General features: G+C 32.6%; 14 protein-coding genes and 1 other RNA gene. 4 read left to right on the top strand and 11 right to left on the bottom strand.

Going from position 1 to position 11900, the window contains the following annotated elements; all coding sequences use genetic code 11:
- Positions 1-32 precede the first annotated feature (32 nt).
- The 3 genes from BMZ09_RS10845 to BMZ09_RS10835 all read right to left on the bottom strand — a co-directional run bounded on the left by BMZ09_RS10845 (position 33) and on the right by BMZ09_RS10835 (position 2348).
- Complete coding sequence (locus BMZ09_RS10845; protein ID WP_090840438.1) at positions 33-416, bottom strand: acyl-CoA thioesterase; 384 nt, start codon at positions 414-416, stop codon at positions 33-35.
- A 28-nt stretch (positions 417-444) separates the two neighbouring features.
- Positions 445-1203, bottom strand: coding sequence for a hypothetical protein (locus BMZ09_RS10840; protein WP_090840436.1), 759 nt, complete (start codon positions 1201-1203; stop codon positions 445-447).
- A gap of 107 nt (positions 1204-1310) precedes the next feature.
- A complete protein-coding gene (locus tag BMZ09_RS10835; RefSeq protein WP_090840434.1) occupies positions 1311-2348 on the bottom strand; it encodes a glutaminyl-peptide cyclotransferase in 1038 nt (345 codons plus the stop codon).
- A gap of 88 nt (positions 2349-2436) precedes the next feature.
- Between BMZ09_RS10835 and ffs the strand changes: the two genes are divergently transcribed.
- The 4 genes from ffs (at position 2437) to fsa (ending at position 4749) form a co-directional block, all read left to right on the top strand.
- An RNA gene (gene ffs, locus BMZ09_RS10830) (signal recognition particle sRNA small type) lies at positions 2437-2535 on the top strand.
- 139 nt (positions 2536-2674) lie between these two features.
- Complete coding sequence (locus BMZ09_RS10825; RefSeq protein ID WP_090840432.1) at positions 2675-3475, top strand: SDR family oxidoreductase; 801 nt, start codon at positions 2675-2677, stop codon at positions 3473-3475.
- 2 nt (positions 3476-3477) lie between these two features.
- Positions 3478-3909 (top strand): hypothetical protein, encoded by a 432-nt coding sequence (locus BMZ09_RS10820; protein WP_090840430.1) that lies wholly within the window; start codon positions 3478-3480, stop codon positions 3907-3909.
- A gap of 186 nt (positions 3910-4095) precedes the next feature.
- A complete protein-coding gene (gene fsa, locus BMZ09_RS10815) occupies positions 4096-4749 on the top strand; it encodes a fructose-6-phosphate aldolase (RefSeq protein WP_090840428.1) in 654 nt (217 codons plus the stop codon).
- An 88-nt stretch (positions 4750-4837) separates the two neighbouring features.
- Here fsa and BMZ09_RS10810 read toward each other — a convergent pair whose 3' ends face one another.
- The 8 genes from BMZ09_RS10810 to BMZ09_RS10775 form a co-directional block, all read right to left on the bottom strand.
- Positions 4838-5254: a hypothetical protein gene (locus BMZ09_RS10810; RefSeq protein ID WP_090840426.1), complete on the bottom strand. Its 417-nt coding sequence runs from the start codon at positions 5252-5254 to the stop codon at positions 4838-4840.
- Positions 5247-5687 (bottom strand): DUF2452 domain-containing protein, encoded by a 441-nt coding sequence (locus BMZ09_RS10805; protein ID WP_090840424.1) that lies wholly within the window; start codon positions 5685-5687, stop codon positions 5247-5249. The genes BMZ09_RS10810 and BMZ09_RS10805 overlap by 8 nt, the downstream gene beginning before the upstream one ends.
- A 35-nt stretch (positions 5688-5722) precedes the next feature.
- Positions 5723-6232, bottom strand: coding sequence for a peptide-methionine (S)-S-oxide reductase (locus tag BMZ09_RS10800; RefSeq protein WP_090840422.1), 510 nt, complete (start codon positions 6230-6232; stop codon positions 5723-5725).
- Positions 6233-6354: 122 nt separating this feature from the next.
- Complete coding sequence (locus BMZ09_RS10795) at positions 6355-7917, bottom strand: protein adenylyltransferase SelO (RefSeq protein WP_090840420.1); 1563 nt, start codon at positions 7915-7917, stop codon at positions 6355-6357.
- An 84-nt stretch (positions 7918-8001) separates the two neighbouring features.
- Entirely contained in the window at positions 8002-8763 is a 762-nt protein-coding gene (locus tag BMZ09_RS10790) for a patatin-like phospholipase family protein (RefSeq protein WP_090840418.1), read from the bottom strand.
- A gap of 8 nt (positions 8764-8771) precedes the next feature.
- Complete coding sequence (locus BMZ09_RS10785; RefSeq protein WP_090840416.1) at positions 8772-9620, bottom strand: universal stress protein; 849 nt, start codon at positions 9618-9620, stop codon at positions 8772-8774.
- 88 nt (positions 9621-9708) lie between these two features.
- On the bottom strand, positions 9709-10761 hold the full coding sequence (locus BMZ09_RS10780) for a response regulator (protein ID WP_090840414.1): 1053 nt from the start codon (positions 10759-10761) through the stop codon (positions 9709-9711).
- Positions 10761-11897, bottom strand: coding sequence for a PAS domain-containing sensor histidine kinase (locus BMZ09_RS10775; protein WP_090840411.1), 1137 nt, complete (start codon positions 11895-11897; stop codon positions 10761-10763). The genes BMZ09_RS10780 and BMZ09_RS10775 overlap by 1 nt, the downstream gene beginning before the upstream one ends.
- Positions 11898-11900 lie beyond the last annotated feature (3 nt).

The following is an 11900-nucleotide window of genomic DNA, read 5'->3' as shown; positions in this document are numbered from 1 at the left end:
TTTTAAAGGCTAATTAGTATGTGACTTTAAAATTATTGAAAAAGAGTAATGATTTCTGATGTGATTCTAGCCGGTTTATTGTTTTCCGTGTGTATCAGGCACCATTTAGTTTCGGAATAGGCGCAAATTTTGCCATCCACAAGTATTTCTACCACTCTAATAGAGGTTAAACCTTGACAGGATTTAACGTAAGTATTTAAGGTTACGGTTTGTCCTAACACAATTTCTTGTTTGTAATCGATATGATGCGAAATTAAAACCCAGAAATACTGATCTAAAATCTGTTGTGTGGCGTGAGTTACCCAATGTGCTTTAGCAACTTGGTTTACCCATTCAATATATTTTACGTTATTGACGTGGTTTAACTCGTCAAGATCGTTAGGCGTTACTGTTAACGTTTGGCTGTATGATTTCATTAGTTATAATAAGCCCTAAAAGTAATGTTTATTGTTTGTTTTTAGCATTAAAAGTATCCACTAACTGTTTAAAATCTTCACCTGATTTTATAAAAATCTCCAATAAATAGACCTCCTTGTTTTCTTTTAATAACTCACTATCAATTGTTTTAGCTTCTAAATATTGCAAAAATAAATTAATATTATCTTCATGTATATTTAGAGTATTGGTCAATAATTTTTTGTCAAATAATTGAGACGTTTCAATAAGTGCTTCTAAATCTTGTAAAGTTATTGCAACAAACGGTGGAGCTACATATTTGTCTTTGTTTTCAAATAGTTTTGCTATTAGGCCAATAACTTGTATAATATCTATTCCGCCAGTGGTAGGTTGTTTAGAGTAGAGGTGAGGATTGTTTTTTCTATCCTCTGCAAACTGATTTTTAAGGGTTACTTGAACCGTTTCAATATCAGCCAAAGTTTCTTTATGGGGCGTGATAAGTTGTACTTCGTCTAAATTATTAAAAATTTGTTTAAGCTCGATAACTACACTTTCGTGGAAATGATAATCTTTTAAAACTAACTTTTGCTCATTATAAAATAAAGAACTGGCATGAAGCGTATCTCCAATTTTTCCTGCTATTGAAAACCTTCCGTTTACATCGGAACTTGTCATTTGTTTTGAAGATAGGTTTGTTATTTTAATGTTTTCTAAGGTAGAAATAGAGTCGTAAACACTACCATTTATTGTTTGTGCGGATACAAAGCAGCTTGCCAAAAAGACAATTAAAAGCGTAAGATTCTTCAAGATTTGGTTGGTTGATTAGTCTCAAATTTAGATTTATCGCGGACATGATAAATTTAATTAAGAGACTTTAACAGCTAATTTATAATCTTTTAACTTTTTGTTTTGGATTAGTTTTCTAAAATTTTAACCTCAAATAATTTATCCCAACGTTTTCCGGTTAAGAAAAACGTTTGTGTTTCTGGATTGTAAGCAATACCATTTAAACAGTTTTCGTTAATTGAAAAATTAGGAATTTGTTTTGTTAAGATCGTACAGTCAATAACCGCTTCTACAGCACCATTTTTAGGATTGATTATAGCAATTCCGTTTTTCTCCCAGATGTTAGCGTATAACTTGTTGTTAGCAAACTCTATTTCGTTTAATCTTCCAATTTTTCCTTTTGTAGTGCAAACTTGTATGTGATCTTCTTCAATTAGCGTATCTGGATTTAGGCTCCAAATTAAACTAGTACCATCACTTTTATATAATTTAGTTCCGTCGTTTGCAAATCCCCAACCCTCTTTACTTTGACCATAGTTAAAGCTGCTTTTCTTTTCTAGGGTAGTGGCATCATAAGTAAACCCTTTTTGACCTTGCCAAGTTAAATGGTAAACGGTATTATTAAGTACGGTAATACCTTCTCCAAAAAAGGCATCAGGAATAGCTGTTTCAGTAATAACGTCACCGGTTTTATAATCTATTTTTCTAATTTTAGATTCGCCACGTTGTCCAGTACTTTCAAATAGCACTCCATTGTTAAATTCTAAACCTTGTGTAAAAGAAGTGTTGTCATGCGGAAACGTATTAATTACTTCTATAGATAAAAACTTTGGTGCTACTGCACTTAATAACGCAATGGTTTTTTTGATTTCTGTAGTTTCGCCATCAAAATTAATAGTTGCTTTTAAGGTATGTTCTCCTAATTTAAAATCGGAAAGTGTTTGTTTAGCCTCAATATTTTTTCCGTCTAACTGATAACTTACAGAAGAAATCTGGATGTTTTTAGGGTTTTTTAATGCTACTTCTAGCGTTTTATCAATACTAATTGTACCGTTTTGGGCATTGGTAGTCATAGAAAAACTCTTTTTTTGCGCTTCGACGTTGTCACCACACGAAAAAAGTGTTGTTGCTAAAAATATGATTGTAAGGTATTTAAATGCTTTCATTTTGTAAACTTATTTGTTAGCAAGTTATTTATTAAAATTCATTATAAAAAATGATTGCAAGAAAATAAAATGTGTGTATCTTTGCACCTGGCAAGTCCTACACAACCAGCTCCTGTTGAATCCTCCAGGTCGGGAACGAAGCAAAGGTAAATGGTCGTAGCGGTGTGATGTAGGTAGCTTGCCTTTTTTTGATTATTCTAAATCCTTTTATAAAAGAGGTTTAAACATATAAAGTAAAGATTTGTTAGTTAATTCTAGCAAATCTTTTTTGGTTACAGTCGTTTTGTAATTCAACTTTTTTACTTTTAACTTTTAAAATTATTTACATGTCTAAAGTCGTATTAATTACAGGAGGTTCTTCTGGAATAGGAAAATCTATAGGTGAGTTTTTAACCGAAAAAGGGTGTGTTGTTTATGGTACCAGTCGTAATCCGTCTAATTATACCAACAGTAAATTTAAGTTGGTCGCTTTAGATGTTAATGATACGGTGACTATTGCAGCAGCTGTAAAAGCAGTGATTGCAGCAGAAGGGAAGTTGGATGTGTTGGTTAACAATGCAGGTGTTGGTATTAATGGTGCTATTGAAGAAATTCCGCAAGATCAAATCCAACATAATTTTAATACTAACTTTTTTGGACCTATAAATGTTATCAAGGCAGTGTTGCCTCAAATGAGAGCACAACAGTCAGGTTTGGTTATAAACATTACATCCATTGCTGGATATATGGGATTGCCTTATCGTGGTATTTATAGTGCTAGTAAAGGTGCTTTAGAGCTTGTTACGGAAGCGTTACGTATGGAAACCAAGGATTTTGGTGTAAAGTTTACCAATATTGCTCCAGGTGATTTTGCAACTAATATTGCTGCAGGACGTTATCATGCACCTGTTTTAAAAGACTCGCCATACACTAAGTATCCAAACGTACTTAAAGATATTGATGATCACGTTGACAATAGTAGTTCTCCAATTGCTGTGGCTAAAAAAGTGCATCAAGTAATTAATACCAAAAATCCTAAAATACATTATAAGGTTGGTGCGCCGATGCAAAAGTTTTCTATTATTTTAAAGTTTTTGTTACCGGATACGATGTATGAAAAGTTATTATTGAATCATTACAAATTATAATCATGAAAAGGCTTTTAGCAACACTTTGTATAGCTGTAGCCTTTACATTACCGCACTTTGTTACCTATAAGTATGTATGTTTAACTGACGAGAATTGGCCTGATTTTTATGGCTTTCCGTTTATACAAAGTACAGACAGGACTTGGATTTTTTCCATGTCTGGAAATTTGTATGCTAAAGGTTTTATTGGTAATGTTTTATTTTGGAGTATTTTTATTTACGGATTAGTTTACTTTTTAGATACCATAAAACATAAAGTTTTTAGGGTTTTTGGAAAAATTGTTATTGTAGCATTATGTGTTATGTCTGTTGTTGTAATTTCTTTTGAAGCGTTTGTTTTTGATTGGCGATTAGAATGGGATCATGATAATTTTAAAATGAATTATTACATACAAGACTTAGATTGCGAGAAAACCTTTAAGTTTTTTGAATAAAATGTTAATATCATTTGATATCATTATTTTACTTGCAAAAGTTAAATTGTAACTTTGCATTGCGTTAAGGATGGAAGTGGCATCCTTTTTTTGCTGCCACAAATGGCAAAAAAAGATATAACGGACAGCCTGACCCTTGTGGTAACGCCCAAAATAATTTTATACACAACTTAAATATATTTTAGAATGAAATTTTTTATTGATACTGCCAATTTAGACCAAATTAGAGACGCTCAGGATATGGGTATTTTAGATGGTGTTACTACTAACCCGTCTTTAATGGCTAAAGAAGGGATTACTGGTCATGATAATATCATGAAGCATTATGTTGACATTTGCAACATTGTGGATGGTGATGTTAGTGCGGAAGTAATTGCTACTGACTTTGAAGGTATGGTTAAAGAAGGTGAGGCGCTTGCTGAATTACATGATCAAATCGTGGTTAAATTACCAATGATTAAAGATGGTATTAAGGCTTGTAAATACTTTAGCGATAAAGGCATTAAAACTAATGTAACGTTAGTGTTTTCTCCTGGTCAGGCATTATTAGCTGCTAAGGCTGGTGCAACTTATGTGTCTCCTTTTATTGGACGTTTGGATGATATCTCTACGGATGGTTTAAACCTGATTGCAGAGATTAGACATATCTATGATAACTACGCTTTTGAAACTGAAATTTTAGCTGCTTCTGTACGTCATACAATGCACGTTATTGATTGTGCTAAATTAGGTGCAGACGTTATGACTGGTCCTTTAAGCTCTATTGAAGGGTTATTAAGACATCCTTTAACAGATAGTGGTTTAGCTAAGTTTTTAGAAGATTACAAAAAAGGAAACTAATTTTGTACTGATTAAATAGTTAGCAATTTGCGGACTATATAATATTATAAAAAATCCCAAGTGTTATACTTGGGATTTTTTTATGCTTTTATTTTACTACAGTTATTAGATTAATAATAAAAAGTAATGTCCAAATTGCTGTTCTAATCCAGTTTTTGGATACTAATTGACTGAGTGTTTTTTCTGTGCTTTTTCCGTTGTTAATTGTGTTGTGTAACGGAACAAATATTGCAAATGTCGCTATCCACGCACTGATAGTTAAAACGGTTCTAATATAAATAGACGCATCTTCTTGCATAAATACTAAATATAAATAGAGTATAAGCTGTCCAAACATTAACGGGATAACAATACCAGCTATTCTTACCGTGTATTTGGCGTGCCATTTTATTAATGACTCTTGATTGTGATATTTAAAACTTGGATAAACAATAAGCTGAACCATCCAAATTAATACCACTAATCCAAAATCGAAGAGTAGACTTATAATACTAAGATTACTCATTAGTAATTAGATCTTGGCCAATAATTTCTTGGTCTATTTTTTTCCAGATATGCTCCGAATTTAAGTAAAAACTACCTATAAAGTCAAAATTGCATTGTTCTGGAGCAATAATGGACAAAAAGGGTTGTCCTTTTTTATCTCTGTATAAATGATAGGTGTCGCCAATTATAGGCTGAAAATTAAACTTAGCATTATAGACTAGATTGTTATATTCTAGTTCTGCCATCATTTTCTCGTATTCTGCTTTTAGCTCTAAATACTTGGCTTTAATTTGCTGATTGGCTTTGTGTACGTTTTTGTTTTTCCAAGTGACGTTTTCCGTTACTTTTATGGCTGGAGCACCAACATTTGTTGCATACGGTTTTAATGATGCATCGTATTTTTGTGTCTCTTGGTTAAAGACAATATTATCAGGTTTTTTAGTGTCTGACATCCTTTTTCTTTTTTAACAAAGATACTAAATAGCTACTAGCTAATAGATTTACGCTGTAGGTTATCCGTTAAATGTTTGCTAAACTTTGCTTGTAATAACTTAAGTTTTGGGTTAATATAAGTTTGACAAAAGGGTTTGTTTGGATTGTTTTTGTAGTAGTTTTTAAATTGTGCTTCTGACGGTTTAAAGTCCTTAAAAGGAAGTGTTTTTGTAATAATAGTTGCTTCAAATTCTGATTGTAAATTAGCTAGGAGCAAAGCAGCAACTTCTTTTTGTGCTTCGGAAAAATAATAGATTGCTGATCTGTATTTTGTACGCATGGAATGATTAGAAGTGCTTTTGTGCGTATATAAATGAATTTGAATTAAGATATCAAGCGTAATTATTTCTGGATTGTAATGAACGATTACTGCTTCCGAGAAAGTTGTGTGGTCTTTATTAGAAGCTATAAAACCTTGTTCTACTTTTTGAACACCTTTTAAGGCTTGAAATACCGCTTCTGTGCACCAATGACAACCACCTCCAAATGCTATTTTATTGTTCATTGTTTTAAATAGGGTTTTAAAACTGCTTCGCGTTTTAGGTCAAACTCTCCGATTTAAGCTAAAGCTGAAATTCATCGCTCTTTAGTTAACGAGAGGAGTTAAAAATTATATATTTATAAAAACTAAGAGCTACATGACAACATAGAACAACCTACTTTATGTCTTGCCCATTCTGGTCGTTTTGCAAACCATTTTTCGTATTTAGGTTGCTCTGCATAAGGTTGTTTTAATAAATTGAATAAGTCATCAATAAGTTTGTAGTCGCCTTTGTTAGCATCATCTATAGCTAATTGCGCCATGTAATTACGTAACACGTATTTTGGGTTTACGCTGTTCATGTTTTCTTTTTTCGCTTTCGCTGAAATTGGGTCGCGTTCCAAACGGTCTGCATAACTCTCAAACCATAAGTTCCATCTGTCTTTTATAGCTTCGGTTACTGATTTTATGTCGTAAAAAGACTCACGAATAATTTGTAACCCGTTAGTCGGATTTACACCATCAAAATCTGATAGATTACGGAAAAAGATAGTCATATCTGTTTCTGTTAACTGCAAACAGTCTTCTAGTTCTTGAATAAGATTGGCATCTAATTGCTCTTCGGATGACAATCCAATTTTACTACGCATCATTTGTAGGTATTGGATGTCTTTCTGTTCTGCATAATTTGCTAACACCGCTTCTAAACCTTCTGCTTCTTCAATTAATGGATATAAGGCATTTGCTAATTGGTATAAATTCCAAAGGACAATATCTGGTTGCGCGCCATATTGGTAGCGTTTGTTTTGATTATCTGTAGTATTTGGCGTCCATCCAGGCTCAAAACCTTCTAACCATCCGTAAGGTCCATAATCGATAGTTAATCCTAGGATTGATAAGTTATCGGTATTCATAACACCATGCACAAAACCAACACGTTGCCAATGGATAACCATGTCTAAACTTCGCATAGCTACCGCGTTAAAAAACTGAACGTAAGCGTGTTTGTTTGGTGTACCTAAATGCGTAAAATGGGTATTTATAGTATAGTCTACAAGTGTTTTTAAGGTTTCCGTATCTTGTCTTGAGGCTAAAATCTCGAAACTTCCAAAACGTAAAAAGCTTGGAGAAATTCTAGACACAATCGCACCTTTTTCGTAATCTGGATTACCGTTATACATGACGTCACGCAAGACTTGGTCTCCGGATAACGCTAAGCTTAAAGCGCGTGTGGTTGGCACACCTAAATGATACATAGCTTCGCTACATAAATACTCTCTAACAGAGCTTCGTAAAACTGCTAAACCATCTGCTGTTCTAGAATATGGTGTTTCTCCAGCACCTTTTAATTGTAGTTTCCAGTTTTTGTTATTGTGTTCGACTTCAAATAAATTAATAGCACGACCATCACCTAATTGCCCAGCCCAATGTCCAAATTGGTGTCCACCATAACACATAGCGTATGGCGTGGTGCCTTCCAACACAGTATTACCCGTAAATACGTTTAAAAACTGTTTTGTTTTAGCATCGTTTTCTGACATACCTAGGGTGTCCAACATTTCTGGAGAGACATGCACTAATTCTGGTTTTGCAGTTTGTTTTGGTGTTACAAAACTATAACATGCTTTAGTGACTTGACGTCTACTATTGTCTGTTATTGGATCTGCGGGAAGTTGTGAGGTAAATGTGTTTTTTATGTTCAGTTTCATGTAAAGCCTTTATATAACAAAGATACGGAATTGCTTGTCATAATAAGAGTCGTACATTTTAGGGAATGTTTACTAATTACATAATTAAGTATTAGTCTGCTTATCTTTTAAGGCTGCTTTCATGCTGTCATAACCAATTTTATAAATAGCATCGATATTTCTTTTATCAAAAAGCGCAAACTGACTTAAGGCATGAGGTGCCACTAAAATATCACAATCGGAAAACTTTTGTATATCAGCTTGTACTGCACCTATAGTAATGGAGCGCTCAATAATATTATGAAAATGTTTTAATTGCGCTTGTGTTTTGGTTTTGTATAAGTTTAAATAAACACCAATGACTTGATCGCAGTCTTTTTGTAATAACTCTGCAGGAAAGTTATTTAATACACCACCATCTACATATAATCCTTGTTTCATTTTTATTGGCGAAAACAATCCAGGAAATGAAGCAGATGCCAAGACAGGTTTGATTAACTCTCCATCCGTAAAGACCTCTGAATCGCCACTTAAAATATTAGTAGCAGTTATAAAGAGTTGTTTGTTTAATGCGTTAAAATTATCTTCAGGAAACTGTTTTTTAAAGTAGTTATAATATTTTTCGGCATCAATAAATCCAGGTTTACTAACTGCAAATTTTTTGTAATTAAAAAGCTGAATTGTTTTTAAAAAGTCCAACATTTTTTCGCAAGAAAAGCCATAAGCATACAATGCGCCAATAATAGCACCAGCACTGGCGCCTGCTATGTGTGTTGGGAAAATACCGTGTTCTTCCAATGCTTTTATAGCGCCAATATGTGCGGCACCTCGCATACCACCACCAGAAAGGACTAAGCCTATATTCATGTTGTAAATTATTCGTGAAGCACTAAAAACGGAATATCCGTTTGATAGCTTATTTCTTCTATTTTAGAATGAAAAAATAGTTGCTGAAAGTAATTAAGACTTTTGGCAATCATTACAATCATATCTATATTTTTACTTTTTACAAAGGTATTAATTCCATTTTCTATTTTTGTATGTGTTAAAAAATGAAATTGATGAGGATATGTACTAAAATAGTCTTCTAAAAAGTCTTTGTTTTTTTCTTGATCTTTATTTAGATTGACTTCTTTTTTGTTAATATTTACAATGTTTAATGTGCCATTAAAATGCTCTAAGTTCTCTAAAATAGGCGCTAAGGTTGTTATTCCATAAAATTGTAATAAATCCGTTGGAAATGCAATTTGGTCTAACGATTTAAAAGTTGCGTTTTCTGGAACAACTAACGTATTGCATTTTACTTTAGTTATTATGTCTGCTGTATTACTACCAATAATTAACTTTTTTAATCCAGAAGCACCTTTGGTACCCATTACTATAAGGTCTATTTTTTTTTCTAAAACTTGTTTTCTAACCGCGTCTATAAAAAAATCAGTATCGTTGATTGTAAAAAAAGAATGCTTAGGATTGTTAGAAAACTGAATTGCTATTTTTTTTAGCAGCCCATTTAATTTTTTTCTAGCAGGTTTTGTTTGTAATTCTTCTGTTATTAATGGTTCTATGTTGTAATTATAGTCTATATCTGTAATAGCAACTTCTGTTATTGGGTTAACATGAAGTAAGTAAAACGTACACGTTGTGTTAGAAAAATAGCGTAGCGCATAGGCGATAGCATTCCATGAATTTTCAGAAAAATCTGTAGGTAGTAATATAGATTTCATTTTAAATAGGTCTTATTCAAACAAATCTATAGTTATCAAGCAGTTTAAAAAATGATAAAAATCATATCTACTTTATTTTAGTATAATTTTAGCAGACCTCCTTAAGTTTTTCAACATCAACAATTCTAATATTTCGGCCTTCTATAACTATCAAACCTTGCTTTTTAAAACTAGATAAGGTTCTAATCAAAGTTTCGGTAGCAATACCAGCAACACTGGCTAGATCACTTCTAGATATTTTAATAGCCTCGTCTGGTTTACAATTTAATTTGTCAGCAAACTTTAAAATGGTAGTCGCTGTTTTTTTATAAACCGAGCTGTATGCCATTTCTAAAAGCTGATTTTTTACGCCAGTAATATCATCCGTTAGCAATTGGATTAACTCTAAGGTTAATTTATGATTGGTGTTTAGTATGTTTTTAAGTTCGTTTTTAGATAATCCAACTAGGGTAGCATCACTAATAGTGGTTGCAGTTTCTTGATAAGGAATGTTTTGTGTAAACGAGGTATACCCAAACAAATCATCTTCTTTATGTAATGCTGTGGTTAGCTCTTTTCCATTTTCATCTAATTTATGACACTTTACAATACCTTTTGTTATTAGATAAATGTAGTTGGAGTTTTTTCCTTCGATGTAAATGTGCTCGTCTTTAGAAAAATCAAAAATCTCACCATTGTCATCAAAAAAGTTTTTTAAATCGTTTAAACTTCTTAGTTCGTCTTGGCTGTCATCGTTTTTAGATGCTTGCTGATTTCGTCTGTCTTTTAAAATAGCAGCTTTTGCTAATCGACTTTCAATTGCGCTAATAATTTCGTCTTCACTAAATGGTTTTGTAATATAATCATCCGCACCCAAATCCATGCCTTTTCTAACATCATGTCGTTCCGTTTTTGCAGACAAAAAGATAAACGGAATATGCATAGTACTATCTTGTTTAGACAAACCTTCTAAGACACCATAACCATCTAATTCTGGCATCATGATATCGCAAACAATAATATCAGGCAAAGTGGCTATTGCAGCCTGTAAACCTAATTTACCATTGGCAGCAGTAGTTACATTATAATCGGATAGTTCTAAAAGCTCTTTTGTATTTTCTCTTAAAACAATATCATCTTCAATTAAAAGTATGGTTTTCATTAGTTGGCTTTGTTAGGTATTATAATAGTAAAAGTGGATCCTGAATTTTCGATACTTTCAAAACTTATAGATCCTCCTAAGTTTTCTAAATGCGTTTTTACAATGTTTAAACCAATACCAGTCCCTTGGTCTAGTAAAGCGTTTTCGGCTCTAAAATAGCGATTAAAAATATTTTTTTGATCATTTTTCGGAATCCCAATTCCGTTGTCAATAATCTTAAAAGTGGTGTGCGTCTTATCCTGATTGACTTGTAGCTCGATAGTGGTGTTTTCAGGCGAGTATTTTATAGCATTATGCACCAAATTAGACAAAGCTAATTCTATCGTTTTTTCGTCTAATATCAATGAAATGTCATCAATATTTTCAGGGTATTTTATTTTCTGACCTTCTTTTAAAAGCATATTAGCATTGTAAACCACTTCGTTTACAACTTTACTTAATCTAAACTCGGTAAACTTATAATTAACCTTTCCAGATTCTAGTTTCTCAACAGACAGGAAGTCGTTTAAAATATTATTTAGGTATTGTACTTTACTATTTATGGTATTTATATGCTTGTCTCTTTTGTCTTGTTGCTCTGCTAGTTTGTATTTACTTAATAGCATGGACGAGGTTAAAATCCCTGTTAAAGGTGTTTTAAATTCGTGAGATACTAGCGATAAAAACTTGGTTTTTAAATCGTTTAATTCTTTTTCCGTTTCTAAAGCTTCTCTAAGTTGTTTAGTGCGTTCTTCAACCGTTTTTTCTAGTTTATCTGTATAGTTTTTACGTTCGGTAATATCTATAACTAAGGCCATAACGTATTTTTTGTCAGCCACGTTAAATGGATTTAAACCGACTTCTACAGGAAATGTACTACCATCTTTTTTAACAGCAAAAAGAGCACGTCCTTTACCCATGGTACGTTTTTCACTGTTTTTGTAATACGAATTAAACTGCTTACCGTGTCCTTTTTGATAATTAGAAGGGATTAATGTTTCTAATGGTTTGGTGTTTAATTCGTCTTTATCATAACCAAACATGTCTTCTGTAGACGAATTTACGGCTATAATGGTTTGAGTTTCATCGACTATTAGAATGCCTTCTGAGATTGCTTCAGATAAAATTTGAAAAATGTCCTGATTATTCTTAAACATAAA

The sequence above is a fragment of the Olleya namhaensis genome (assembly GCF_900114005.1).
Taxonomy (GTDB): domain Bacteria; phylum Bacteroidota; class Bacteroidia; order Flavobacteriales; family Flavobacteriaceae; genus Olleya; species Olleya namhaensis.
This window is presented reverse-complemented; position numbering and strand designations above follow the sequence as displayed.

Coding starts and splice junctions, on each gene's coding strand:
- BMZ09_RS10845 (WP_090840438.1), bottom strand. CDS start 416: ATGAAATCATACAGCCAAACGTTAACAGTAACGCCTAACGATCTTGAC.
- BMZ09_RS10835 (WP_090840434.1), bottom strand. CDS start 2,348: ATGAAAGCATTTAAATACCTTACAATCATATTTTTAGCAACAACACTT.
- BMZ09_RS10825 (WP_090840432.1), top strand. CDS start 2,675: ATGTCTAAAGTCGTATTAATTACAGGAGGTTCTTCTGGAATAGGAAAA.
- BMZ09_RS10820 (WP_090840430.1), top strand. CDS start 3,478: ATGAAAAGGCTTTTAGCAACACTTTGTATAGCTGTAGCCTTTACATTA.
- fsa (WP_090840428.1), top strand. CDS start 4,096: ATGAAATTTTTTATTGATACTGCCAATTTAGACCAAATTAGAGACGCT.
- BMZ09_RS10810 (WP_090840426.1), bottom strand. CDS start 5,254: ATGAGTAATCTTAGTATTATAAGTCTACTCTTCGATTTTGGATTAGTG.
- BMZ09_RS10805 (WP_090840424.1), bottom strand. CDS start 5,687: ATGTCAGACACTAAAAAACCTGATAATATTGTCTTTAACCAAGAGACA.
- BMZ09_RS10800 (WP_090840422.1), bottom strand. CDS start 6,232: ATGAACAATAAAATAGCATTTGGAGGTGGTTGTCATTGGTGCACAGAA.
- BMZ09_RS10795 (WP_090840420.1), bottom strand. CDS start 7,917: ATGAAACTGAACATAAAAAACACATTTACCTCACAACTTCCCGCAGAT.
- BMZ09_RS10790 (WP_090840418.1), bottom strand. CDS start 8,763: ATGAATATAGGCTTAGTCCTTTCTGGTGGTGGTATGCGAGGTGCCGCA.
- BMZ09_RS10785 (WP_090840416.1), bottom strand. CDS start 9,620: ATGAAATCTATATTACTACCTACAGATTTTTCTGAAAATTCATGGAAT.
- BMZ09_RS10780 (WP_090840414.1), bottom strand. CDS start 10,761: ATGAAAACCATACTTTTAATTGAAGATGATATTGTTTTAAGAGAAAAT.
- BMZ09_RS10775 (WP_090840411.1), bottom strand. CDS start 11,897: ATGTTTAAGAATAATCAGGACATTTTTCAAATTTTATCTGAAGCAATC.